Source organism: Sagittula stellata E-37 (assembly GCF_039724765.1).
Taxonomy (GTDB): domain Bacteria; phylum Pseudomonadota; class Alphaproteobacteria; order Rhodobacterales; family Rhodobacteraceae; genus Sagittula; species Sagittula stellata.
Window position 1 is genome coordinate 854,338 of record NZ_CP155729.1, and the last position, 22,031, is coordinate 876,368.

Below are 22,031 nucleotides of genomic sequence, written 5' to 3' on the forward strand. Positions count from 1 at the left end.
CTTGACAACCACCCCCACTTTCGTGACGACACCGCCATGACATCACTTCTGCAAGTAGCCCTCGGCGGCGCGCTCGGCGCCTCGGCCCGGTACATGACCGGCCTTGGCATGGCGCGCCTGATGGGCAAGGCATTTCCCTGGGGGACGCTGACGGTGAACATCGTCGGCAGCTTCGCCATGGGCGTGCTGGTCGTGGTGCTTGCGCATCTGGGCGGCAACCGCTTTGCACCGTTCCTGATGATCGGTGTGCTGGGCGGGTTCACAACGTTCTCAGCCTTCTCGCTGGATGCGGTGACGCTGTATGAACGCGGGCAATTGGGCATCGCGGCGCTTTACGTCGGCGCGTCGGTGATCGTTTCTATCGCGGCGCTCTTCGCGGGGCTGCTGCTGGCACGGAGCATGACGACATGAGCCGGGTACAGACCATCACGGTGGGGCCGGGCGACGGCGATCAGCGGCTGGACCGCTGGCTGAAGCGGCTGTTCCCCCACGTCGCCCAAAGCCGCATCGAAAAAATGTGCCGCAAGGGTGAATTGCGGCTCGACGGTGGGCGCTGCAAGGCGTCCTCGCGCGTCGAGACGGGCATGCAGGTGCGCATCCCGCCGCTGCCCGAACCGGGGCAGGTGGACAGCGCGCCGAAGCCGTCCTTCAACGAGAAGGACGCGGAAATGATCCGTGCATGCGTGCTGTGGAAGGACGACCACATCATCGCGCTGAACAAGCCCCCGGGGCTGGCGACGCAGGGCGGCTCTGGCCAGACGCGACACGTCGACGGCCTGTCGGAGGCGCTGACGTTCGGCATGGACGAGAAACCCCGGCTGGTGCACCGGCTGGACAAGGACACCTCAGGTGTGCTGCTGCTGGCCCGCACCCGCGCTGTGGCCAAGGCGCTGACGGAGGCGATCCGCCACCGGGAAGCGCGCAAGATATACTGGGCGCTTGTCGCCGGTGTACCGACCCCCTACCTGGGCGAAATCAAGTACGGCCTGGTAAAGGCACCCGGCCACGGCAAGGGCGGCGAGGCGGAGAAGATGCGCTGCGTCCATCCCAAGGAGATCGCCACGACCGAGGGCGCAAAGCGGGCGCACACGCTTTATGCCACGCTCTACCGCGTGGCGGGGCGGGCATCGTGGGTGGCGATGGAGCCGGTCACCGGCCGCACCCACCAGCTTCGGGCGCACATGGCCGAAATCGGTCACCCGATCATCGGCGACGGCAAGTACGGCGGCTCCGGGCAGGAGAACCTTGGCGATGGCTGGGGTGCGCAGCTTGGCGGGATCATCTCGAAGAAGCTGCACCTGCACGCGCGGTCTCTGACCCTTCTGCACCCGGTCACGAAGACACCCTTCACCGCGACGGCCCCTTTGCCGGAGCACATGAAGCAAAGCTGGGACACGCTGGGCTGGGAAGAGGACTTCGCCGACGACGATCCGTTCGAGGCGCTGCATTGACCGACCTGAAGCTTGTCATCTTCGACGTCGACGGGACCCTTGTGGACAGCCAAGGCGATATCCTTGCCGCGATGACCCGGGCCTTCGACAGTCAGGACCTGCCGCAGCCGGTGCGCGAGGACGTATTGGGCATTGTCGGCCTTTCCCTGCCCGTCGCGATGGAGCGATTGGCTCCGCAATTGGGCGTGGTCCGCAGGACGCACCTGGTTGAGGCCTACAAGAGGTCTTACTCGGCGATCGTGAAGGAGGGCGGGGCGATGGCTTCGCCACTTTATCCCGGCATCCCGGAACTGCTGAACCGGCTCGGCGGCATCGACAACGTCTTGCTCGGTGTGGCGACCGGCAAATCCCGCAAGGGGCTGACAACGCTTCTGAACGCGCACGGCCTGACAGGCCGGTTCGTCACCACGCAGGTGGCGGACGACCATCCGTCGAAGCCGCATCCGGCGATGCTGTATGCCGCGCTAGACGATGTGGGCGTGGAGGCGTCCCAGGCGGTGATGATCGGCGACACGAGTTACGACATGGACATGGCGGAAGCCGCGGGCATCCCGGGTATCGGCGTGACATGGGGCTATCACCCGGCGACGGCGTTGACCAACGCCGCACGTGTGGTGTCCGACACGGCCGGGCTACAGGCCGCGATCTTCGATATTCTGGAGGTCTCTGCATGAGCGAATGGGCACTGAAACGCTTCTGGAAGGACGCGACCGTCGAGCCGTCCGGCCCGGGGTTTGCCGTCAAGCTGGACGGACGTGGGGTGAAGACGCCCGCCAAGACCCCGCTGGTCGTCCCGACCGAAGGGCTGGCGGATGCGGTGGCCGCCGAATGGCGCGCCCAGGAAGAGCACGTGAACCCGATGACCATGCCTTTCACCCGCATGTCCAACTCGGCCCTCGACAAGGTGGCCACACAGCGTGCGGAGGTCGCCGACATGCTGGCGGCCTACGGCGACAGCGACCTGCTCTGCTATCGCGCCGACAGGCCGGCCGGGCTTGTGGAGCGTCAGAACGAGAGTTGGGACCCCCTGCTGGACTGGGCGTCGGAGACCTACGGTGCACGGCTTGAGCCACGCATCGGGGTGATGCACCATCCCCAGCCGTCCGAGGCGCTGGCGCGCCTTGCGCAAGAGGTGCACGGTCAGGATGCCTTCCAGCTTGCCGCGTTCCACGATCTCGTGTCCATGTCCGGTTCGCTGGTGCTGGCCTTGGCCGTGATCCGGGGCCACCGCGAGGCGGAAGACGCGTGGCGCCTGTCCCGGATCGACGAGACCTGGCAGGAAGAGCAGTGGGGCATCGACGAGGAAGCGGCGGAAATTGCGGCCCTGAAGCGGAACGAATTTATGCACGCGGCGCGTTTCCACATGCTATCAAGCGTTTGAACGGCCGGGCGGACGTTCGGCGCACAACGGATGACAGCACGGGATCGCGGCTTGACCTCTTGGCAGGAATCCGCCCAAACTGTCGCCGATCTAGAGGGTCATACCCTCGTTTTTCCCTGAATCCGAAGGCTTATCCGACGGTTGATGGCGAGGCAAAGACCTGAAGGTGAGGACGGCATGTACAGGATAATCGGCGCAGGACTCGCCATGCTGCTTGCGGGCGCCGCAACGGCAGGGACGCTGGACGAGGTCAAGTCGCGCGGAACCCTGAACTGCGGTGTGAACACTGGGCTCGTCGGTTTTGCATCGAAGGATTCCAACGGCGAATGGCGCGGTTTCGATGTCGGGCTGTGCCGGGCCGTTGCCGCTGCCGTTCTGGGCGATCCGATGGCCGTCAATTTCGTGGAGACGACCGCTGCCACCCGCTTCACCGCGCTCAACGCCGGGGAAATCGACCTTCTGGTGCGCAACACGACGTGGAGCTTTTCGACGGACATCGACCTGAAAGTCGATTTCGCCGGGATCAACTACTACGACGGTCAGGCCTTCATGGTGCCCAAGACGCTGGGGCTAAGCTCTGCGCGGGAACTGGACGGCCGGTCGATCTGCGTGCAGGCAGGCACCACGAGCGCTTTGAACGTCGACGAGTATTTCGACCGCTACCAGATGAGCTATGAGGCCGTTCCGGTCGAGGGCACGGCAGAGGCGCAGACGCTTTACCTTGAGGGCGCTTGCGAGGTCTATTCGTCCGACGCCTCGCAACTTGCCGCGATCCGCGCCACCTTTGGCAATCCGGGCGACCACGTCCTGTTGGAAGACATCATTTCGAAGGAGCCTCTGGGACCGGCGGTCCGGCATGGCGACAACGATTGGGCCGATATCGTCCGCTGGACGCTGAACGCGCTGATCGCCGCCGAGGAACTGGGCGTCAACTCCGCCAATGTCGACGAGCTGAAGGCGCAGGGCACCAGCACGCCAGAGATCAAGCGGCTGCTCGGGCTCGAAGGCCGCATGGGTGAAATGCTCGGGCTCGACTCCGATTGGGCCGTGCGTGCGATCAAGGCCGGCGGCAACTATGGCGAGCTCTTTTCGCGCAACATCGGTGTGGACACGCCTATCGGACTGTCGCGCGGGTTGAACCTGCAATGGACAGAGGGCGGTCTGCTATATAGCCCGCCGTTTCGCTGACAACGGAGAAGGGCTGACCGGTCCGCAGTTCAGTCGCTGAAGTCGCGCCCGACGGCGAAGTCCACCGCTTCGCCCGGGGCATCGAGCTTCGTCCAGTCGGTGATCGGAAAATCCACGATTAGCGTCGCGCAGGTCGGATAGTCGTCAAAGCGCGGATGGTCCGGGGGCGTGACCTCAAGGCTTTGCGCGAAAAGTCCGATGCCGGGGTTGTGGCCAAGCATCAGCACGGCCTCGCCTTTTGCCTTTCGCAGCGCCTTGCGCAGCTTTTCCGGCGCGGCGAGGTACAGACCTTTTTGAAAACTGGTGGGCGCGGTGATGCGAAGAAGGTCCAGCGTTTCGCGCGTGCGCTGCGCGGTGGAACAGAGGATCTCGTCCGGCAGGTAGCTTTTTTCACGCAGCCAATCGCCCATGGCTGCTGCTGATCTCTGGCCGCGGGCGTTCAGCGGTCGTGCGGCGTCGGGCTGGCCAAGCGCCCAGTCGGACTTGGCATGGCGCATCAGGATCAGGCGTTTCACGGTCGGTAATGCCTCATGAATGCGGACATGTGAAAGCTAGACTGTTCCGGCCTCCGCTGAAAGTCCTTCGCCACCGGACAGGCCCGCCGGACAAGGCAACCTTGCCGGCAGTCGTTGCCCTCCTCACTGGCGACGTGCGCCTGGCAGCGGGGAACATCGTAGGCCTGGCCCTCGGCCAGCGCCGACACGGGGCAGGCGGATATGCATGGCGCGGCGCAGGTGTCACAGGGGCGGGCCGGCGGCGCGGCCAGGTCCAGCCGGGCGGGTAAGGCCAGCGCACCGCGAAAGCTGAGGAACAGCCCCGCCTCGTCGTGCACCAGCAGACCCACGGGTGAGGCGAAGCAGCGGCCGCTGTTCAGCGCCCATTGCAGGAAGGGCGGGTAGGGCGGACCGTCGGAGGGAAAGAGGGCGGTTGCGTCGAGGTCGGTGGCCAGCGCGCCGATCACCCGCTTCGACCAGCGGTCCAGCGGGTCCTCCCCGCCGTCGCCGTATTCGGACGAGGCGGTGAAGACCTGCCAGAAGCGCGGCTCGTCCGGTCCCAGCAGCACGATTGTCCCGGCGTCTTCCGGTGCACCGTCGTACGGGCCGGGATGCAACGCGCCGCGCACGGCCAGCGCCTGGGCGCGGACCGCAGCATCCACAAGGCCGAGGGTCATCCGCGCGGTGTGAGCGGCGGCAGGTCCGGTTGCCGGATCATGGAGCCGGAGCCGTGCTCGGTGAAAAGCTCAAGCAGGCAGGCATTGGGCACGCGACCGTCGACGATGACAACGGCCCGAACGCCTTCTTCCAGCGCCTTGAGGGCGGTCTCGGTCTTCGGGATCATGCCACCGGCGATGACACCCTCGGACGTCAGTTTGCGAATGTCGTCTGGCACCAGCTCGGTCATCACCTCGCCGGAGTTGTCCTTCACCCCCGCAACGTCCGTCAGCAACAGCAGGCGATCCGCCTTGAGCGCGCCGGCTATCGCGCCCGCAGCAGTATCGCCGTTGACGTTGAAGGTTTCGAGTGGATCCATGCCGGTCGCGACAGGGGCCACCACGGGGATGATCCCGGCGGTAAAGAGGTCGCGCAACACCTGCACGTTCATCTCGATCGGGCGGCCGACGAAGCCCAGCTCCGGGTCGTCCGCCTCGCACACCATCAGGTCGTCGTCCTTGCCCGAAAGACCCACGGCGCGGCCGCCCTCGTCCATGATGGCCTGAACGATCCGCTTGTTCACAAGACCGGTCAGCACCATCTCGACCACCTCGACGGTGGCCTGGTCGGTGACACGCTTGCCGCGCACGAACTCGGACTTGATGTCCAGCTTTCGGAGCATTTCGTTGATCATCGGGCCGCCGCCGTGCACCACGATGGGGTTCACGCCCACCTGGCGCATCAGCACGATGTCACGGGCGAATTCGGCCATCGCGTCGGCGTCGCCCATCGCATTGCCGCCGAACTTCACGACGACGATGGCGCCGGAATAACGCTGCATGTAAGGCAGCGCTTCGGAGAGGGTCCGGGCGGTCGCTTTCCAGTCTTTGTTCATGTTGCGCGGTCTCATTTGGTCGTTCCCTTGGCATCTGCTGCGACAATGCCGCGCGCGGCGCCGGAATGCCAGTGGCTGTTGTGGCAAAGAAGGTCGTGCGCGTGGGCCGTCCAGCATCCCGTGGACAGGGCTTCCGGCTGACCGGTGCGATTCGGACGTCATGCGATCCGGGGCAGGGCGTCCGGCGTTGCCGCTCAGGTCAGTGTGGCGATGATGCTGCGCAGGGTCCCGATGCCGTCACCCTTCTCGCTGCTGGTCACGACGATCTCGGGGTATGCGGCAGGGTGCTTGGCCAGTTGTCCGCGTACCTGCTCAAGGATCTTGTCGTGCTCGGCACCCTTCACCTTGTCCGCCTTGGTCATCACGACCTGGAATGTCACGGCAGAGCGGTCGAGCAGGGTCATGATCTCGTTGTCGACGGCCTTCACCCCGTGGCGATGGTCGATCAGCACGAAGGCCCGGCGCAGCGACACCCGTCCGGCGAGGTATGCCTTCAGCAGGGCCTGCCACTTCGCCACCACGGCCACCGGCGCGTTGGCAAAGCCGTAGCCCGGCAGGTCCACGAGGTAACGTTCGCTGCCAAGCGTGAAGTAGTTGATTTCCTGCGTGCGGCCCGGAGTGTTCGAGGCGCGGGCCAGCCCCTTGCGGCCGGTCAGCGCGTTGATAAGGCTGGACTTCCCGACGTTGGAGCGACCGGCAAAGCAGACCTCGGCGCGGTCGTCGGGTGGCAGGCCGTCCATGGCGACGACACCCTTGAGGAAGTCGACCTCGCCGACAAACAGCTTGCGCGCGGCCTCGCGGGCGGCGTCATCTGGTTCCTCGGCGAGGGGAAAGCGAAGTTCCATCACAGGCACCGCACGTCGTCGCCGATGGCGATGCGACCGGGGCGGATGACCTCTGCGCGAACCGTGAAATCACGATGGCCCCAATGGTCGAGCGTGCCAAGCACGTCATGATCGCGGGCGCCCGTGTCGGGATTGTTGTGGGTGGCCAGACAGCGGGTCGTTCGTTCGCGGACATGCAGCACCGCCTCGCCGATCTGGACCTCGCGGTCCATCCAGTCGAACTCTTCCCACGGGGCGCCGCCGTCGATCCACAGGTTGCCGCGCCAGCGGTGGATGGACAGCGGCTGCCCGACACGCTGCTCCACCGCGCGGTGCGACGACAGGTTGCCGATGGTGATCGACGGGAAATCGCCGTCGGTGAAACCTTGTGTCTGTCCGCGGATGACGCGGGCCGGTTGAGCGCGGTTCGGGGGGACAAAGCCTTGCGTCCAGTCGATCAGCCGCTCGCCTTCAGTGTCGGGATTGAACGTCAGGTCGGGGCGATCCGGATGCGAGAGGGTGACGATGCCCTGCTCTTCGTCCAGTCGGGCAGTGATCGCCGCCAAGAGCGGCGCCTTGGTGCCTATCGAGAAGTTGTTGTAGCGCACCCAGCGGCTGCCATCGGCGTCGCTGTGTTCGTGCGCAACGGCCCAGTTGCGATCCCACGGGAGCGTCTGACCGGCCGCAAGCTGCGTCTCGGTCAGGGCCTCGCGGCCATGGCTCTTGATCGGGAACCGCCAGATCTGGGTCAGTTGCGCCGTCATTTCTTCGCTGCCGCCTCGTCCTTCTTGCCGCGCTTGAAGCTGCCCTTGATGTTGCCCAGCACGTTCGGGTGATAGCCGTGGCTGCGCATGATCAGGTACTGCTGCGTGAAGGTGATCGTGTTGTTGGTGATCCAGTAGACCACGAGTCCGGAGGCGAAACCGCCGAGCATGAACATGAACACCCACGGCATCCAGGCAAAGATCATCTGCTGGGTCGGATCTGCGGGGGCCGGGTTCAGTTTCTGCTGGAGCCACATGGAGATGCCGAGAAGGATCGGCAGGATGCCGATAAAGACCAGCGCCAGGATCGAACCCGCTTCGGGCGCGGCCCAGGGAAGCAGGCCGAACAAGTTGTACAACGAGGTCGGGTCGGGCGCGCTCAGGTCACGGAACGGACCGAAGAAGTTCGCGTGCCGGAGTTCCAGCGTGACGAAGATCACCTTGTAGAGCGAGAAGAAGATCGGGATCTGCAGAAGGATCGGCAGGCAGCCCGCGGCGGGGTTCACCTTTTCCTTCTTGTAGAGCGCCATCATCTCCTTCTGGAGCTTCTCGCGGTCGTCGCCCGCGCGCTCCTTCAGCTTCTCCATCTCGGGCTGCAATTCCTTCATCTTCGCCATGGAGGCATAGGACTTGTAGGCCAGCGGGAAGAGCAGGATCTTCAGCAGGATGGTCAGACCGATGATGGCGATGCCCATGTTGCCGATCACGCCGTGCAGCCAGTGCAGAACGGCAAAGATCGGCTTGGTCAGGAAGAAGAACCAGCCCCAGTCGATGCTGTCGATGAAGCGGTCGACGCCGTTCTTCTGGTATTCCCGGATCGTTTCCCATTCCTTGGCGCCCGCAAAAAGCTTGCTGCTGACCTGCTGGGTCTCGCCGGGTGCGACGGTCATGGTCGGCATCCGCGCCGTGGTCTGATAGATGTCGTTGCTCTGGTTGTGGAACGTGCTGACCTTCGTACCCGGCTGGGTCGGGATCAGGGTGCTCATCCAGTAGTGGTCGGTGAAACCGGTCCACCCGGCGGTTTCCATCGTGACGTCCTGATGCTGCCCGGCGGTCTGGAAATCGTCATAGTCGGTTTCCGTCAGTTCGCCGTCGATCATGGAGATTCCGCCTTCGTGGAGAATAAAGAACTTCTTCACGTTTTGCGGTTCGCCGTGGCGCGCCAGAACGCCGTAGGGCGCAAGCGAGACGGATGCGTCGCTGGCGTTTTCGATGGTCTGGGTAACGGTGAACATGTAGTTTTCGTCGACCGCGATGGTGCGGCGGAAGATCAGGCCCGACGGGCTGTCCCACCGGAGCGTCACAGGGGTCTCGGTGGTCAGGGTCTCACCGGTCTCGACACTCCAGGGTGTGTTGGCGCCTGGCACCTCGTCCATCGAAAGGCCGCCGCCGGGGGCCCAGCCGTACAAGGTGTAGTAGGCGTCGCTGGATCCGACCCGATGGAAGACCTGCACGATTTCGTCGCTGTCGAGCGACACGGTGTAGTCCTTGAGGCGCAGATCGTCGAGGCGCCCGCCGGTCAGCGAGATCGAGCCTTCGAGGCGCGCGGTGTCCAGCGGCAGGCGCGGTGCGTCGTCAACTGCATCGACCGGCTCTCCGGCCGGGGCCGCGGCTTCTGTTCCGGGAGCCGCTTCGGGGACTGCGGCCACGCCTGTTGCCGGATCGGCAGTTTGCGACACCTCGGCCGGAGCGTTGGGGTCCTCGACCGGGTCCTGCGGTGGGAAGAGAATGAACCATACGAGGATGACAACGAAGCTGAGCGCCGTTGCCAGGAATAGGTTCTTGTTCTGTTCATCCATCGGGGGGGCCTGCCTTTCCACTTGAAAGTCACCGCCGGGTTCAATCGTCCCCGGCCTGAAAGGTCAAGCGGATTCCGGTCATATATGCGAGATGCGGCCCATGGTAACGGGGAGGCGCGGTTTACCGTGCTTCGGCCTAGCCGGAACTGCGGCCCAGCCGCTGTGCACCGGCGATGCGCTCGTCATGCTGGTGCGCCCAGTCGGCGATCTGGTCGGCAGGCATCGGGCGGGCGATGCCGAATCCCTGGACATGGTCGCAGCCCAACTGCGCGATCAGGGCATGCTCTCCCACGCTTTCCACGCCTTCGGCCAGCGTTTCGAGCCCCAGCCGGTCCGCCATGCCTAGGATAGCGGCCAACATGCGATGCTGGTCCTCGTCCCGGTCGATGCGCGTGACGAAACTGCGGTCGATCTTCAATCGGTGCACCTTGAACCGGCGCAGCGAAGTGATGGAGGCGTGACCCGTACCGAAGTCGTCGAGGTCGATCTGGCAGCCGAGCTTGCCGAGTTCCACGATGTTGCGGGCGACGATGCCCTCGGGGGAACTGGCGATCACGGTTTCCAGCACCTCGATCCCAAGGCGTTCGGGCGTCAGCCCGAAGCGGTCCAGCTCCCATTGGATGCGTTCCACCAGTCGGGGGTCGCGCAGCTCCTGATCGGAGAAATTCACACTGACACGGGGGATTTCCAGTCCGGCGGAGTCCCAGCTGCGCAACGCGGTCAGCGAGTGTTGCAGGATGACTTCGGACAGGCGGTCCATTCGGCCCGCGTCCTCAAGGACGCGGAGGAACTGCGCCGGAGGGACGATGCCGCGTGTGGGGTGGAGCCATCGCGCCAGTGCCTCCACCCCGCTGATCTGTCCGGTGGACGTGCAAAGCTGTGGCTGGAACCATGGCTGGATCTGTCCTGCGGCAAGGGCGCGGTCCACCTCCGACTTGAGAGTCTTCTGTTCGGTATGCGCGAGCCGCATGTGTTCCGACCAGGCGCGGATAGCGGATGGTCCGTTGGCGATCGCCTCTGCCAAAGCGATCTGAGCGGCTTCCAGAAGTTGCGCGCCTTTGGCGTCGGAGGGCAGGCGGGGGCTGCCGCAAAACCCGACCGAGGCGGACAGGTAGCGCATCGAATTCTCGATTGCCGCAGGTTCCTCCAGCGCGTTCTGGATGCGGGTCGCCAGTTGCAGCAACGCTTCCAGGTCGAGCCTGAGCGAGGGGCCGAGCAGGATGAGAAACCGGTTGTCGCCCATGCGTACGGCGGTGTCGTCGCGGCGTAGGGCATTGCGCAGCCGCGACAGTGACAGGTCGCGCAACGTGTCTGCCGTCGTGTCGCCTGGCGGAAGGGAAGCCTCCTCAAGCCCGGCGAGTTCCACGATGATGCAGGCCGTGGCGAGATTGGCGGCCACCGCGCGATCCAATGCCTGCTGAGCGAGGGCGCGGGACGTGTCCGCATCCGCGAGTTTGCCCTTTCGTGTTGCAGTGTCCCCAGTCGCTTCGGGGGGCGCGCCGTTGGCAAACACGTAGAGCACGGGGGCGCAGAGCGCGGTCAGAATCAGGAGGGGTTCGCCCCCCAGCCAGAAGGCGGTCAGCACGCCGGCGGGCAGGAATGCGAGGACCTGCGGCCCATGAAGGCCACGGCGCAGGAGAGTCCGAAGTTCGCCGAGGGTCTTGTCGAAGGAAACCTTCATCTCTGCCCGTCCCTTTCCATTCGCAAGGGACCCTAAAAGCCGGGAGTAACCCGCACCTTAACGCAAAGATCAGAAGTCGCTCGAATTGCTTGTTTTGTCCCCGATATCCAGCCCTGCGAAATCGAAAAGCTTCGGGTCGAGCATGTGTGACGGCCGGACGTTTGTCAGCGCCTTGAACATGACCTGCCGCCGTCCGGGGCTGTTTCGTTCCCAGCCATCGAGAATCTGTTTGACCTGCTGACGTTGCAGGCCGTCCTGACTGCCGCAGAGATCGCAGGGAATGATCGGATAATTCATGTCGCGTGCGAACTTGTCGCAATCGGCCTCGGCGACGTGCGCAAGCGGACGGTACAGGAACAGATCGCCCTCTTCGTTCACCAGTTTCGGCGGCATGGTCGCAAGGCGGCCGCCGTGAAACAGGTTCATGAAGAAGGTTTCCAGGATGTCATCGCGATGGTGCCCCAGCACGACGGCAGAGCAGCCCTCTTCGCGTGCGATCCGGTAAAGATGGCCGCGCCGCAGCCGGGAGCAGAGCGCGCAGTAGGTCCTGCCCTGAGGTACTTTGTCCATCACGATGGAATAGGTGTTCTGGTACTCGATCCGGTGCGGAACCTGCATCTTTTCAAGGAACTCGGGCAGAACGGTCGCCGGAAAACCGGGTTGGCCCTGATCGAGATTGCAGGCCAGCAGTTCGACGGGAAGCAGCCCGCGCCACTTCAGTTCGTGAAGAATGGCAAGCAGGGTGTAGCTGTCCTTGCCGCCGGACAGGCAGACAAGCCAGCGCGCGCCTTCCTGCACCATGCCGTACTGATCCACCGCCTCGCGCACGTTCTGCACTAGCCGTTTGCGGAGTTTCTTGAACTCCGTCGTCTTTGGGGCCCCGTAAAAGAGCGGGTGGATTTCGTCGTTATCGTCGAGCATGGCGGCGGCTTAGCCGTTCGCATGCCGCCGCGCAATGGTGGTGCGCGTGGCATGCGCCGCGACAGCGCGGTTCCGCGCGGCTTTGCGGCCGCGCGGCCCCTGTCAGAACAGCCCCGCGGTTGGCGGCAGGTTGGCCCGCAGTTTGCGCGGCTGGGGCGGCAGGCCAAGGTCGCGCCGCAGATGTGTCGGCAGTTCGTGGGTGTAGATGGGCGGAGGCCGCCGTCTCCGACGCTGGCGGGACAGCAGTGCGAAAAGCACGGCGCGCAAGACCGGCAGTGCCCCATGCCGGGTGACAAGTGTGTTGATTTCGCCGCGAACGGGCGACGGATTCGGAATCGTGATCATAAGATTTCCCAAGGCTCAGATGCCAAGGGCTCCTGCTTGAAGAAAGGACCGCGCCGGGCGCCGGAACATGCGAAATGCGCGCAGCCGGGGTGGAGCGGTTTATGGATGTTTGATGAAAGTGTGCCTCTGGTCAGAGGCGCGGAGCGTTACGCGGCGCGGCGAATGCCTGCGGATCGTAGGCCCCATGCATTCATCCCGAAGGCGAAACGGTGCGCATTTGGCGTTGTCATAATGCACTCCTTCTCTGTCGGGTTGATGTGCGCGTTCCTGTTAGCAGGACACGCTGAAAAGTGGAGAGAAGTTTCCGGCCGCTGGCGAATGTTCGTATCGCTGTGGCCGACCGGCATCAGGTGGCCGCTCAGTCAGGTACGTTGTCTATTCCTGATCCGCCCCATGGGTGACACCGCCCAATGCGCCGTATGGCAAGCCACGCGCCCTTGAGCGCCCCGTGCTTTTCAAGCGCTTCCATCGCGTAGGCAGAGCATGTGGGATGGTAACGGCAGCCATGGCCGACCCAGGGCGACCCCACCAACCGGTAGGCGCGGACGGGGAGTGACACCAGCCAGGCGGCGGGGGTCATTCTCGCCCACCGTGCAGGACGGCCAGCGCTTTGCCGAGATCGTCTTGCAGCAGGTCGAAGGGGCGGTTGGCAGTCTTTTCGGCGCGGCCGATCAGGACATAGTCGTGGTCGGGGCGCACACGTCCGGGCATCACGAGGCGGGCAATTTCGCGCAGGCGGCGCTTTGCCCGGTTGCGGGCGACGGCGTTGCCCACCTTCTTCGAGCAGGTGAACCCCACCCGGGGGCCCTCGGCTTCTCCAGGCTGGCGCTTGCGGGCCTGAAGAAGGAAACCTTCGCAAGGAACGCGCCGGGCGCGTGCCGCCTTCAGGAAATCCGGCCGTTGCTTGATGACGGTCAACGGCAACAAAGCCGCCTCGGATTCAACCGGGGCGGCTTTGGAAGGCGCCATAACGGCGCCAGCCATGTCGTCCTTGCGCGTCAGGCTCAGGCGCAGAGGTTCTTGCGGCCACGCGCGCGGCGGGCGTTCAGAATCTTGCGGCCGGCTTTCGTTGCCATACGGGCACGGAAGCCGTGGCGGCGCTTGCGGACGAGGTTGGACGGTTGAAAGGTGCGTTTCATCGCGGCTACTCCGGTTCATTGGCAGGCGAGAAGACAATGCGAGTCGCCCGCCAGGGACGTTGGAAGCCCTGCCTATAGGGAAGAGGGCTTCGCTTGTCAAACACCTGTTCAGAAACTTCTGCGAGGTCGTTCCGGCGCGGGGACAAGCCGCGATGCAACGCTGCGACCGCCGCCGTTGTGAGCGATTCCAACCTGTTGCGCAAGCGGCATCGCGGCTTCTCCGTTTGTTACAGGGCGCCGCGTCCGCGGAGCGCCAATGTTTCAGAACCGGCGTGCCGCGACTGCGTTTCTCACGTTTCGGCGTCATCGAGATCAAGCGGGTGTGAGAACCCTGTTTCCGGGGAGGCATCCGCCGCATCTTTGGGGCAGGATGGCCGCACAATAAGGACAGGACGATGAGCGAGATGACAGACCCGAGGGGCCGCGCGGCCGGACTGAAGCGGCACCTTCCTCTGATCCTGATCGCATCGGTGGCGCTGATCGGTGTCTTCACGCTGCGCGACACGCTGAGTTTCGAGACGCTGGCCGACAACCGTGAAGCGCTGATCGCATTGAGAAACGATCATTTCGTCCTGATCGCCGCTGCCTTCGTGCTGATCTACGTGGCTATCGTCGCCTTTTCCTTGCCGGGCGCCGCAGTGGCGTCGATCACCGGGGGGTTCCTGTTCGGGCTTTTGGGCGGCACTATTCTGAACGTGGCCGCCGCCACCACGGGGGCCTGCCTGATCTTCCTTGCTGCGCGGGCCGGGCTGGGCGAGATGCTGTCGGCGAAGATGGACGCATCGGAGGGACGGCTTGCAAAGCTGCGCGACGGTTTGCGCGAAAACGAGATCAGCGTGCTTTTCCTGTTGCGGCTCGTGCCCGCCGTGCCCTTCTTCGTCGCAAACCTCTTGCCGGCACTGGTCGGAGTACGTTTCCGCAACTACTTGATAACGACCGCATTGGGCATCGTTCCGGGCGCCATCGTTTTCACTTGGATCGGCGTTGGCGTCGGAGAGGTCTTCGACCGGGGCGAGACGCCGGACCTTTCGCTTCTGTGGGAGCCGCACGTGATCGGCCCGATCCTTGCGCTCTGCGCGCTCGCGGCCCTGCCGATGATTATCAAGGCGGTGCGTGGCAAGCGCGAGATCTGAGCTGCCGACCCGGTGCGACGGGACCTCGCGGAGTGTTTTCGTTTTCTCCGCCCATACACCCGATACCTTGCGGATGATCCGTCACCCCACGCAGACAATCGCCATCATGACCCGAGAAGGCACCTGACCCATGCAAAAGCTGACATGCGACATTCTAATCCTCGGGGCCGGGTCGGGTGGCCTGTCCGTTGCGGCGGGTGCCAGCCAGATGGGGGCTGACGTCATCCTGCTGGAGGGCCACAAGATGGGTGGCGATTGTCTGAACTATGGCTGCGTACCCTCCAAGGCGCTGATCGCGGCGGCCGACCGGGCCCACATGATGGGGCGCCTGTCGGACTACGGCATCGCGAACGTCACGCCGGACGTGGATTACGCAGCGGTGCAGAACCACGTCGCGGGTGTCATCGCGCAGATCGCGCCGGTCGACAGCCAGGAACGGTTCGAGGGGTTCGGCGTGCGCGTCATTCGGGCCTACGGCCGGTTCGTCTCACCGACCGAGGTGGAGGCGGGGGACTACAGGATCGCCGCGCGGCGGATCGTGATCGCCACCGGGTCTTCACCGTTGGTGCCGCCCATCCCGGGTTTGGACCGGGTGCCGTACCTGACAAACGAGACGCTCTGGTCGCTGGACAGCTGCCCGGACCACTTGCTCATCATCGGCGGCGGCCCGATCGGGATGGAGATGGCGCAGGCGCACAGGCGGCTTGGCGCCAAGGTGACCGTGCTGGAGGGTGCCAAGGCCCTGGGCCGCGAAGACCCCGAGTGTGCTGCCCGCGTGCTGGAGGCGATGCGTGCCGAAGGCGTCGACGTGATCGAGGACGCAAATGTCACGCGGGTTAGCGGCTCAGGAGAAGAGGGGGGCGTTTCGGTTGTCCTTGAGGATGGCCGGGACATAGCGGGCTCTCATCTTCTTGTCGCGGTGGGCCGGCGCGCGAATACCGAGAACCTCGGCCTGGAAGTCGCAGGGATCGAGACGACGCCCACCGGGATCAAGGTCGACGCCGCGCTGAAGACCACCAATCGCAAGGTCTATGCCATCGGCGATGCAGCCGGCGGTCTGATGTTCACCCATGTCGCGGGCTACCACGCCGGGATTGTCGTCCGCTCTGCCGTGCTGGGGCTGCCCGCCAAGGCCTCGACAACGCACATTCCGCGCGCCACCTACACCCGCCCGGAACTGGCGCAGGTCGGTATGACAGAGGCCGAGGCCCGCACCGCGCACGGGGACAGTCTGGAGGTCGCGCGCTTCGATTTCGGCCACAATGACCGGCTTGTCGCCGAGCGGTCCGCGCAGGGCTTCATCAAGACGATGGTGGTCCGCGGGCGACCGGTGGGCGTGTCGATCGTCGGACCTCAGGCCGGGGAACTGGCGAACTTCTGGTCGATGGTGATTGCCAATAATCTCAAGATGAGCGCAGTTTCTGCGATGGTTTCACCCTATCCGACGGTTGGGGAGATTAACAAAAGGGTGGCAGGCGCTTATTTTTCCCCCAGATTGTTCGAAAACGAGACCGTGAAAACGGTTGTTCGCCTGATCCAACGTTGGTTGCCCTGAGAAATTTACATGACCGCCCCATGCTGACCTCGCTCTCTGGCCGTTTCCTTTTTCTTACGGTGATCTTCGTGATGCTGGCCGAGGTGCTGATCTTCGTGCCGTCGATCGCGCGGTTCCGTGAGGATTTCCTCGAGTCCCGGCTTGAACGGGCGCAGATCGCCTCCCTGGCGCTGCTGGCTGACGACATGTTGTCCGAGGAGTTGGAAGCCGAACTGCTGGACAACGCCGGAGTGTTCAACGTCGTACTCCGGCGCGATTCCATGCGGCAACTGGTTCTGACCTCGCCCATCCCCGGGGAGGTCGACGTCACTTTCGACCTGAGGGAAGCCAGCGCATGGGATCTTATGCGCGATGCGGTCTACCGGCTGATTGTCGGCGAACCGGCGATCATCCGGGTTATCGGCGCCCCGTCGCGTGACGCGGGCCAGTTGATCGAGGTGACCATGGACACTGCCGAGCTGCGGACAGCCATGGTGGATTACGGTCTGCGCATACTTGTCTTGTCGGCGGCGATCTCTGTCATCACCGCACTTTTGCTGTTCCTTGCGGTCCGGCGCCTGATGGTGCGCCCGATCAAGAGCGTGATCGGCCACATGATGCGCTACGCGGAGGCCCCCGAGGATGCCCGCCGGATCATTGCGCCCTCGGCCCGCGTCAGGGAGCTTCGCGAGGCGGAGCAGGCACTTCAAGCAATGGAGACCCAGCTTACCCAGGCCCTGCGCCAGAAAGAGCGGCTGGCGCAACTGGGCGGCGCGGTGGCTCGGGTCAGCCACGACCTGCGCAACATTCTGACCTCCGCGCAGTTGTTCACCGACCGGATCGAGATGTCCGAAGACCCGGCGGTGAAGCGCATGGCGCCGAAGCTTGTGAACTCCATCTCGCGCGCCGTTTCCCTGTGCGAGAACACGCTTGCCTTCGGCAGGGCGGAAGAACCGGCTCCGTCGCTGACGTTGTTCAACTTCGCAGAGCTGACAAACGAGGTGCTGGAGGCCGAGCGTCTGGCCATCGGCGACTCGGATCTCTCTTTGTCGGAGGACGTGCCAGCCAGCCTGATGATCCGTGGCGATCCGGAGCAGATCTACCGCGCGTTGGCCAACCTCGTCCGCAACGCGCGGCAGGCGATCATCGCGACCGGCAAGCCGGGCGAAATCTCCGTTGCCGCCTGGGCGGAGGACGACGCCTGGATCGTCAACGTGACGGACACCGGCCCGGGCCTGCCCCCCAAAGCGAAAGAGCACCTTTTCCAGCCGTTCCAGGGCGGCGCGCGCAAGGGCGGATCGGGTCTCGGCCTGCCGATTGTGGCGGAACTCATCCGGGGCCACGGCGGCACGCTGACCCTCAAGAGCAGTGACGAGTCCGGGTCGTGTTTTGAAATCCGTCTGCCGATGGGGGGTATGACGTGAAAAATCTGGAAATGCCCCTTGCGCATCCCAGACACGGACGATAAATGCACGCCTCACGGACCGATAGCTCAGCTGGATAGAGTACTTGACTACGAATCAAGGGGTCGGGGGTTCGAATCCTCCTCGGTCCGCCACTTCCACTCTGTGGGGTGTCAGGCAAAACTGACTTTCATGTCAGATGCCTGACCCCGCAGGCGGAACTTCCAGAATGCGGAGTGGCGTTTCCCAGTTGAGCTCGTGATCGTAGGGTCAGGACAATCCTGCCTCTGTCTGATCTCGGAAGTCTCGTTTGGCCAAGAGCCTCCCTGCCATCCCCGGAAATTCCTTTCCTCAGTTGCCGCTGACTGTGCCGCATGCCGTGTTCGAGCCGGCATCATCTTTGCTGTCCCGACTCGCGGCGAGGGGAGGCGCAAGCTCCATGCAGCGATTCTGCGGCGACATTGCCTTTCCGATCGATCCCTTGTTCCGCGGGGAGAAGGTCGCGATAGGGCAATTGGCGCAGCTGGCCGGATGCGACGTGGCTGCGTTGGAGCGGGTGTCAGTCCGCCACCTCGGAAAAGGGCATTTCCGGCTGCGAGACGAATTTGCCTCCCTCCAGAGCTTTCAACGCTTGCGGGTCCGTGTCTGTCCCGAGTGTGTCAGGGCGGAGTCGCCGTCTTCAGCTGAATCCTGGCGTGTGCCGCGCCGCCTGCAGTGGAAATTCTCGTCGATCAGAAGCTGTCCGGAGCATGGCTGCATGCTGGTGAGCCTCCCGCCAGAGAAATTTAGCAAAGATGCCAGGGATTATTCGGCGCAGCTTCGGAAGCACTACGGGTGGATCTTGGATCAGCCGATGGTCCCCGCAGAACTCAGTCCTTTCGAGCAGTACCTCACCGACCGCATCCTGAAAGGGCGGGGGGATCGATGGATCGACCGTCTCGAGCTCAATGTGGTGTCCCGCGCGTGCGAGGTACTGGGTCTGCGCATTGCCAAGGGGCCAGACGCCTCGCTTGCGGGGCACAGAGAGGCCGATTGGAGGAGTTTCGGTGGCTCGGGCTACGACGTGCTGAAAGACGGCCCTGTGGCCCTCTCAGACTGCCTCGCGGCGTTGTCGCGTGAGGACGGGGTGGATGGGCGTTTCTTCGGTCGTGTTCTCGGTCCCTGGACCGCATGGCTGGAAAGCCGGAGCCTAGGTGACGAGTTCGAACCCCTGCGTGACGTCGTGCGGCGGCACGTCTTCGACCATTTCTCTGTTAGAAGAGGAGTGCTGGTGCTTCGGGTGCCGTCGGAGGGAAAGGCTGCGTTGAACGCGCAGAAGCGATTTCCGCTCAAGGGCTTCGCCAAGCGCAACGCAGAGGGCTTGGTGCGCCGCAGCCTCGCAAAAGCGTCAGGCTGATGGCAGCATTGTTCCTATGGGCTTCGTGACGCAGCGAATGCTTGAGGCATACGAGCGCGAGAGGAAGTTGTTCCAAGCTTGTAAGGGCTCTGGTGCAACAGCGCCGTGTCGATTGACACTCACGTGCTTTGGTCTGGCCTAAGCAGTGCTTTGGGAGTCGGTAATTTGCCGCGTATCCCCTGTCTCGTATACTTAGATATCGGCCGGTCGCACCGGCTTCCATGCAGCCGAAGGGCGGTGTCGGCAAGACATGCCGCACATTCTTAACGCGATCCAAGGTCCTGAACTGGCGGACCTTTTCGCCCAATCACCGGCTCATTGGAGGTGCCATCGTCGAACAAGTCCCTCATTGCGGAAGTAAAAAGACTCAACGCAATCGCATGATCGAGCAACGCCGCCGCCCACCAACAGGAGATATGAAATAAATGTCCAACCCTATTCGCAGTGCAACGCTGGCAGCCCTTGCCTGTTTGTCTTTCAGTGCCGTGGACGCAATGGCTGAAGGCGCCGAAATCATTGTCGCCGTGCCTGCGCAACCCGAAAGCCTTGATACCCACGTCACGACCTCGGCCGAGCCAAACCAGATCTCTCGCATCATATTCGAAGGTCTGATCACGCAGAACGCCAAGATGGAGCCAATGCCCGCGCTTGCTGAATCGTGGGAGGTCAGTGAAGACGGCAAAACCTACACGTTCAAATTGCGCGACGGGGTCGTTTTCCACGATGGTACCCCTCTGGAAGTCGAGGATGTGGTCGCGTCGATGGAGCGGTGGACTCGCCTGTCTGCTCCCGGCCGCGCCTCCGTCGGAAAAGGGACATGGCGTGCGGGGGAGGAGCCCAATACAGTTGTGCTCGAAGTGCCGAACGCCAGCTTCACCGTCCTTTATACGCTGTCCAGCGGCGCGCAACAGAATGCCGCGATCATGCCGCGCGAAATTCTGGAAGAGGCCGGAGACCTTCCCGTGCGCACATACGTGGGCACCGGGCCCCTGAAGCTTGACAGCTGGGTTCCGGATCAATCCATCACGCTGGTAAAGAACGACGACTACACCGCATTCGAGGGCCCCAAGGATGGCCTTTCCGGCGACCGTACCACTGAGTATGACACGATAACGTTCAATTTCGTTTCGGATCAGTCGACCCGGTCGTATGGGCTTCTCACCGGCATCTACGATATCAATACCGATGTGCCCGCGGACTCGTTGGCGGATCTTCGCGATAAGGAAGGGATCACGCTCAAACCTTATCCGTGGACATCCCTGAACATCATCTTCAACAAGACAGTAGGGCTGTTCACCGACATCAAAGCGCGTCGGGCCATTCACATCGGGGTTGATCGTGAGGAACTGATGCTTGCCGGCGTTGATCCGGAGTTCTTCCATCTGACACATCATCAGATGTTCGCCTCCCAGGAAGCAATCTGGAATACAGAGGTGGGAAAAGCCGACTTCAATCCTGTCGACATCGAAGGTGCACGTGAGCTTTTGGCTGAAACAGATTATGACGGGTCCGAGCTGGTGGTGCTGACCTCGAGCGATTACTCCGACATGTATTATCCGGCGATTGTCTTGCAGCAACAGCTTCTGGGGATGGGGATCAAAAGCCGGATCGATGCTTACGATTGGCCGACCTTTGCGGAGAAGCGGCAAATGCCGTCAGAATGGCAGATCATCGTGCTGAGCAATACCTACAAGATCGAACCGAGCCTTCTGACGCATTACAACCCGAAATTCCCGGGCTGGACAAACGACCCCGCGCTCCCGGAGCTTCTTGCTGAATATCGGGCAACGCCCACGATTGAAGCCGCAAGTGCGAAGTACGACGAGCTGCAGGAATGGTATATCACTTATCTGCCTTCGACGAAGGTTGGTGATATCGACAGCGTTCTGGCGTATGGCCCCAAGATCGCGGATCTTCCCATGATGGAAGGCACTGTCTACTGGGCGATCGAACTCGCTGATTGAGTAAGTGGCAATTGAAGGGAGGGCCGCCTTGGTGGCCTTCTCTGCAGCTTCGGTGACGCGATATCACCTGAAGCTGCACTGCCATGATAAAAGGATATCTACAAATGTTGCGATACACTGTGTTGCGAATACTGACGTTGGTGCCGGTTTTTCTGGTCGTATCCCTCATTGTGTTTCTCATAAACTACCTCAGCCCGGGTGATGCCGTTACGGCTCTTCTGGGAAGCGATGCCTTGTCGTCGGATATCGAGGCCGCGCGGGAAGAGCTTGGTCTGAATGAGCCGTTCTGGGTCCAGTACCTGAGTTGGCTCACTGCGGTTCTGCGTGGAGATTTCGGGTATTCGCTGTTTCTCCGGACCACTGTGGTTGATGCGATCCTGACGAAACTGGTGCCGACGATGCAGCTGGCCATCCTGTCGCTGATTGTCACGCTCCTGATTTCTATTCCCCTCGGAACCTTTGCGGCCCGCTATCGGGGATCGGCCCTCGATCAGGGGGTCATGGGCGTCACGCTCATCGGTCAGGCCGTGCCCAGTTTCGTGCTCGGGCTTCTACTTATCCTGCTGTTTGGCGTGATCCTGCGCTGGCTGCCCGTTGCGGGCTATGTCAGCTTTTTCACGGATCCGCTGGACGCCCTCCGCCATTTCGCGCTGCCTGCGTTGTCTCTGGGCACGATCCTTGCGGCGCTTATCACACGCACCACGCGCGCCGCAGTCTTGGATGTGCTCAATTCCGAATATATCGACGCCGCTCGCTCCCGGGGCGTTTCCGAAAACCGGCTTCTGTTCACGCACACCCTCCGAAATGCCGGTCTTCCGATCCTGACAATGGTCGGTTTGTCATTCGGCACATTGGTGACCGGTGCCGTTGTAACCGAGGCGATCTTCAACATTCCCGGTATCGGCTCGCTTCTGGTGAATGCAATTTCCCGGCGCGATTATGCCGTGATCCAGGGCGTTGTCCTGTTCATCACCGTTGCCTACCTGCTGATCAACCTGTCCATCGACCTGCTCTATGGCTTGATCGACCCTCGCGTTCGTCTTTCTGAAAAGGGCCGGTGAT

General features: G+C 63.2%; 23 protein-coding genes and 1 tRNA gene. 12 read left to right on the plus strand and 12 right to left on the minus strand.

Annotated elements, in window-relative coordinates:
• Positions 1-36 precede the first annotated feature (36 nt).
• From crcB to ABFK29_RS04010, 5 genes are all read left to right on the plus strand, one after another.
• Positions 37-411: a fluoride efflux transporter CrcB gene (gene crcB, locus ABFK29_RS03990; protein WP_040604101.1), complete on the plus strand. Its 375-nt coding sequence runs from the start codon at positions 37-39 to the stop codon at positions 409-411.
• Positions 408-1,451 (plus strand): RluA family pseudouridine synthase, encoded by a 1,044-nt coding sequence (locus ABFK29_RS03995; protein WP_005854883.1) that lies wholly within the window; start codon positions 408-410, stop codon positions 1,449-1,451. Before crcB ends, ABFK29_RS03995 begins: the two co-directional genes overlap by 4 nt.
• On the plus strand, positions 1,448-2,125 hold the full coding sequence (locus tag ABFK29_RS04000) for an HAD-IA family hydrolase (protein ID WP_005854885.1): 678 nt from the start codon (positions 1,448-1,450) through the stop codon (positions 2,123-2,125). The genes ABFK29_RS03995 and ABFK29_RS04000 overlap by 4 nt, the downstream gene beginning before the upstream one ends.
• Positions 2,122-2,832: an ATP12 family chaperone protein gene (locus ABFK29_RS04005; protein ID WP_005854887.1), complete on the plus strand. Its 711-nt coding sequence runs from the start codon at positions 2,122-2,124 to the stop codon at positions 2,830-2,832. Before ABFK29_RS04000 ends, ABFK29_RS04005 begins: the two co-directional genes overlap by 4 nt.
• A gap of 177 nt (positions 2,833-3,009) precedes the next feature.
• Positions 3,010-4,020, plus strand: coding sequence for an amino acid ABC transporter substrate-binding protein (locus ABFK29_RS04010; protein ID WP_005854889.1), 1,011 nt, complete (start codon positions 3,010-3,012; stop codon positions 4,018-4,020).
• Between the two features lie 29 nt (positions 4,021-4,049).
• On the opposite strand, the gene ABFK29_RS04015 is transcribed toward ABFK29_RS04010, so the two are convergent.
• The 12 genes from ABFK29_RS04015 to rpmH form a co-directional block, all read right to left on the minus strand.
• Positions 4,050-4,535 carry a SixA phosphatase family protein gene (locus tag ABFK29_RS04015; RefSeq protein ID WP_005854891.1) on the minus strand — a complete coding sequence of 162 codons (486 nt, stop codon included), beginning with the start codon at positions 4,533-4,535 and terminating at the stop codon, positions 4,050-4,052.
• Positions 4,532-5,191: a hypothetical protein gene (locus tag ABFK29_RS04020; protein ID WP_005854892.1), complete on the minus strand. Its 660-nt coding sequence runs from the start codon at positions 5,189-5,191 to the stop codon at positions 4,532-4,534. The genes ABFK29_RS04015 and ABFK29_RS04020 overlap by 4 nt, the downstream gene beginning before the upstream one ends.
• Positions 5,188-6,066: an acetylglutamate kinase gene (gene argB, locus ABFK29_RS04025; protein WP_415857457.1), complete on the minus strand. Its 879-nt coding sequence runs from the start codon at positions 6,064-6,066 to the stop codon at positions 5,188-5,190. The genes ABFK29_RS04020 and argB overlap by 4 nt, the downstream gene beginning before the upstream one ends.
• 194 nt (positions 6,067-6,260) lie before the next feature.
• On the minus strand, positions 6,261-6,911 hold the full coding sequence (yihA, locus tag ABFK29_RS04030; protein WP_005854896.1) for a ribosome biogenesis GTP-binding protein YihA/YsxC: 651 nt from the start codon (positions 6,909-6,911) through the stop codon (positions 6,261-6,263).
• On the minus strand, positions 6,911-7,654 hold the full coding sequence (locus ABFK29_RS04035; RefSeq protein ID WP_005854898.1) for an MOSC domain-containing protein: 744 nt from the start codon (positions 7,652-7,654) through the stop codon (positions 6,911-6,913). The genes yihA and ABFK29_RS04035 overlap by 1 nt, the downstream gene beginning before the upstream one ends.
• Positions 7,651-9,453, minus strand: a complete 1,803-nt coding sequence (gene yidC, locus ABFK29_RS04040; RefSeq protein WP_005854900.1) for a membrane protein insertase YidC — start codon at positions 9,451-9,453, stop codon at positions 7,651-7,653. Before yidC ends, ABFK29_RS04035 begins: the two co-directional genes overlap by 4 nt.
• A gap of 136 nt (positions 9,454-9,589) precedes the next feature.
• Positions 9,590-11,134: a putative bifunctional diguanylate cyclase/phosphodiesterase gene (locus ABFK29_RS04045; protein WP_005854902.1), complete on the minus strand. Its 1,545-nt coding sequence runs from the start codon at positions 11,132-11,134 to the stop codon at positions 9,590-9,592.
• 69 nt (positions 11,135-11,203) lie between these two features.
• Positions 11,204-12,055 (minus strand): tRNA 2-thiocytidine(32) synthetase TtcA, encoded by an 852-nt coding sequence (ttcA, locus tag ABFK29_RS04050; RefSeq protein WP_005854904.1) that lies wholly within the window; start codon positions 12,053-12,055, stop codon positions 11,204-11,206.
• Positions 12,056-12,157: 102 nt separating this feature from the next.
• Positions 12,158-12,400: a hypothetical protein gene (locus tag ABFK29_RS04055; RefSeq protein ID WP_005854906.1), complete on the minus strand. Its 243-nt coding sequence runs from the start codon at positions 12,398-12,400 to the stop codon at positions 12,158-12,160.
• 358 nt (positions 12,401-12,758) lie between these two features.
• The gene (yidD, locus tag ABFK29_RS04060) at positions 12,759-12,980 is read right to left on the minus strand and encodes a membrane protein insertion efficiency factor YidD (protein ID WP_005854908.1); all 222 of its coding nucleotides are present in this window, start codon (positions 12,978-12,980) and stop codon (positions 12,759-12,761) included.
• Entirely contained in the window at positions 12,977-13,369 is a 393-nt protein-coding gene (gene rnpA, locus ABFK29_RS04065) for a ribonuclease P protein component (RefSeq protein WP_005854910.1), read from the minus strand. Before rnpA ends, yidD begins: the two co-directional genes overlap by 4 nt.
• A 35-nt stretch (positions 13,370-13,404) precedes the next feature.
• On the minus strand, positions 13,405-13,539 hold the full coding sequence (gene rpmH / locus ABFK29_RS04070) for a 50S ribosomal protein L34 (RefSeq protein ID WP_005854912.1): 135 nt from the start codon (positions 13,537-13,539) through the stop codon (positions 13,405-13,407).
• A gap of 395 nt (positions 13,540-13,934) precedes the next feature.
• Here rpmH and ABFK29_RS04075 point away from each other — a divergent pair, with 395 nt between their 5' ends.
• From ABFK29_RS04075 to ABFK29_RS04105, 7 genes are all read left to right on the plus strand, one after another.
• Positions 13,935-14,672 (plus strand): TVP38/TMEM64 family protein, encoded by a 738-nt coding sequence (locus ABFK29_RS04075; protein ID WP_005854914.1) that lies wholly within the window; start codon positions 13,935-13,937, stop codon positions 14,670-14,672.
• Positions 14,673-14,802: 130 nt separating this feature from the next.
• Positions 14,803-16,227 (plus strand): dihydrolipoyl dehydrogenase family protein, encoded by a 1,425-nt coding sequence (locus tag ABFK29_RS04080; protein ID WP_005854916.1) that lies wholly within the window; start codon positions 14,803-14,805, stop codon positions 16,225-16,227.
• 20 nt (positions 16,228-16,247) lie between these two features.
• Positions 16,248-17,630 (plus strand): sensor histidine kinase, encoded by a 1,383-nt coding sequence (locus ABFK29_RS04085; RefSeq protein ID WP_005854918.1) that lies wholly within the window; start codon positions 16,248-16,250, stop codon positions 17,628-17,630.
• Positions 17,631-17,687: 57 nt separating this feature from the next.
• Positions 17,688-17,764 (plus strand) — tRNA-Arg (locus ABFK29_RS04090).
• A 155-nt stretch (positions 17,765-17,919) separates the two neighbouring features.
• The gene (locus ABFK29_RS04095; protein ID WP_347100100.1) at positions 17,920-19,005 is read left to right on the plus strand and encodes a TniQ family protein; all 1,086 of its coding nucleotides are present in this window, start codon (positions 17,920-17,922) and stop codon (positions 19,003-19,005) included.
• A 425-nt stretch (positions 19,006-19,430) separates the two neighbouring features.
• Positions 19,431-20,969: an ABC transporter substrate-binding protein gene (locus ABFK29_RS04100; RefSeq protein WP_050772334.1), complete on the plus strand. Its 1,539-nt coding sequence runs from the start codon at positions 19,431-19,433 to the stop codon at positions 20,967-20,969.
• 104 nt (positions 20,970-21,073) lie between these two features.
• Positions 21,074-22,030, plus strand: a complete 957-nt coding sequence (locus ABFK29_RS04105; RefSeq protein ID WP_040603999.1) for an ABC transporter permease — start codon at positions 21,074-21,076, stop codon at positions 22,028-22,030.
• Position 22,031: the final 1 nt, after the last annotated feature.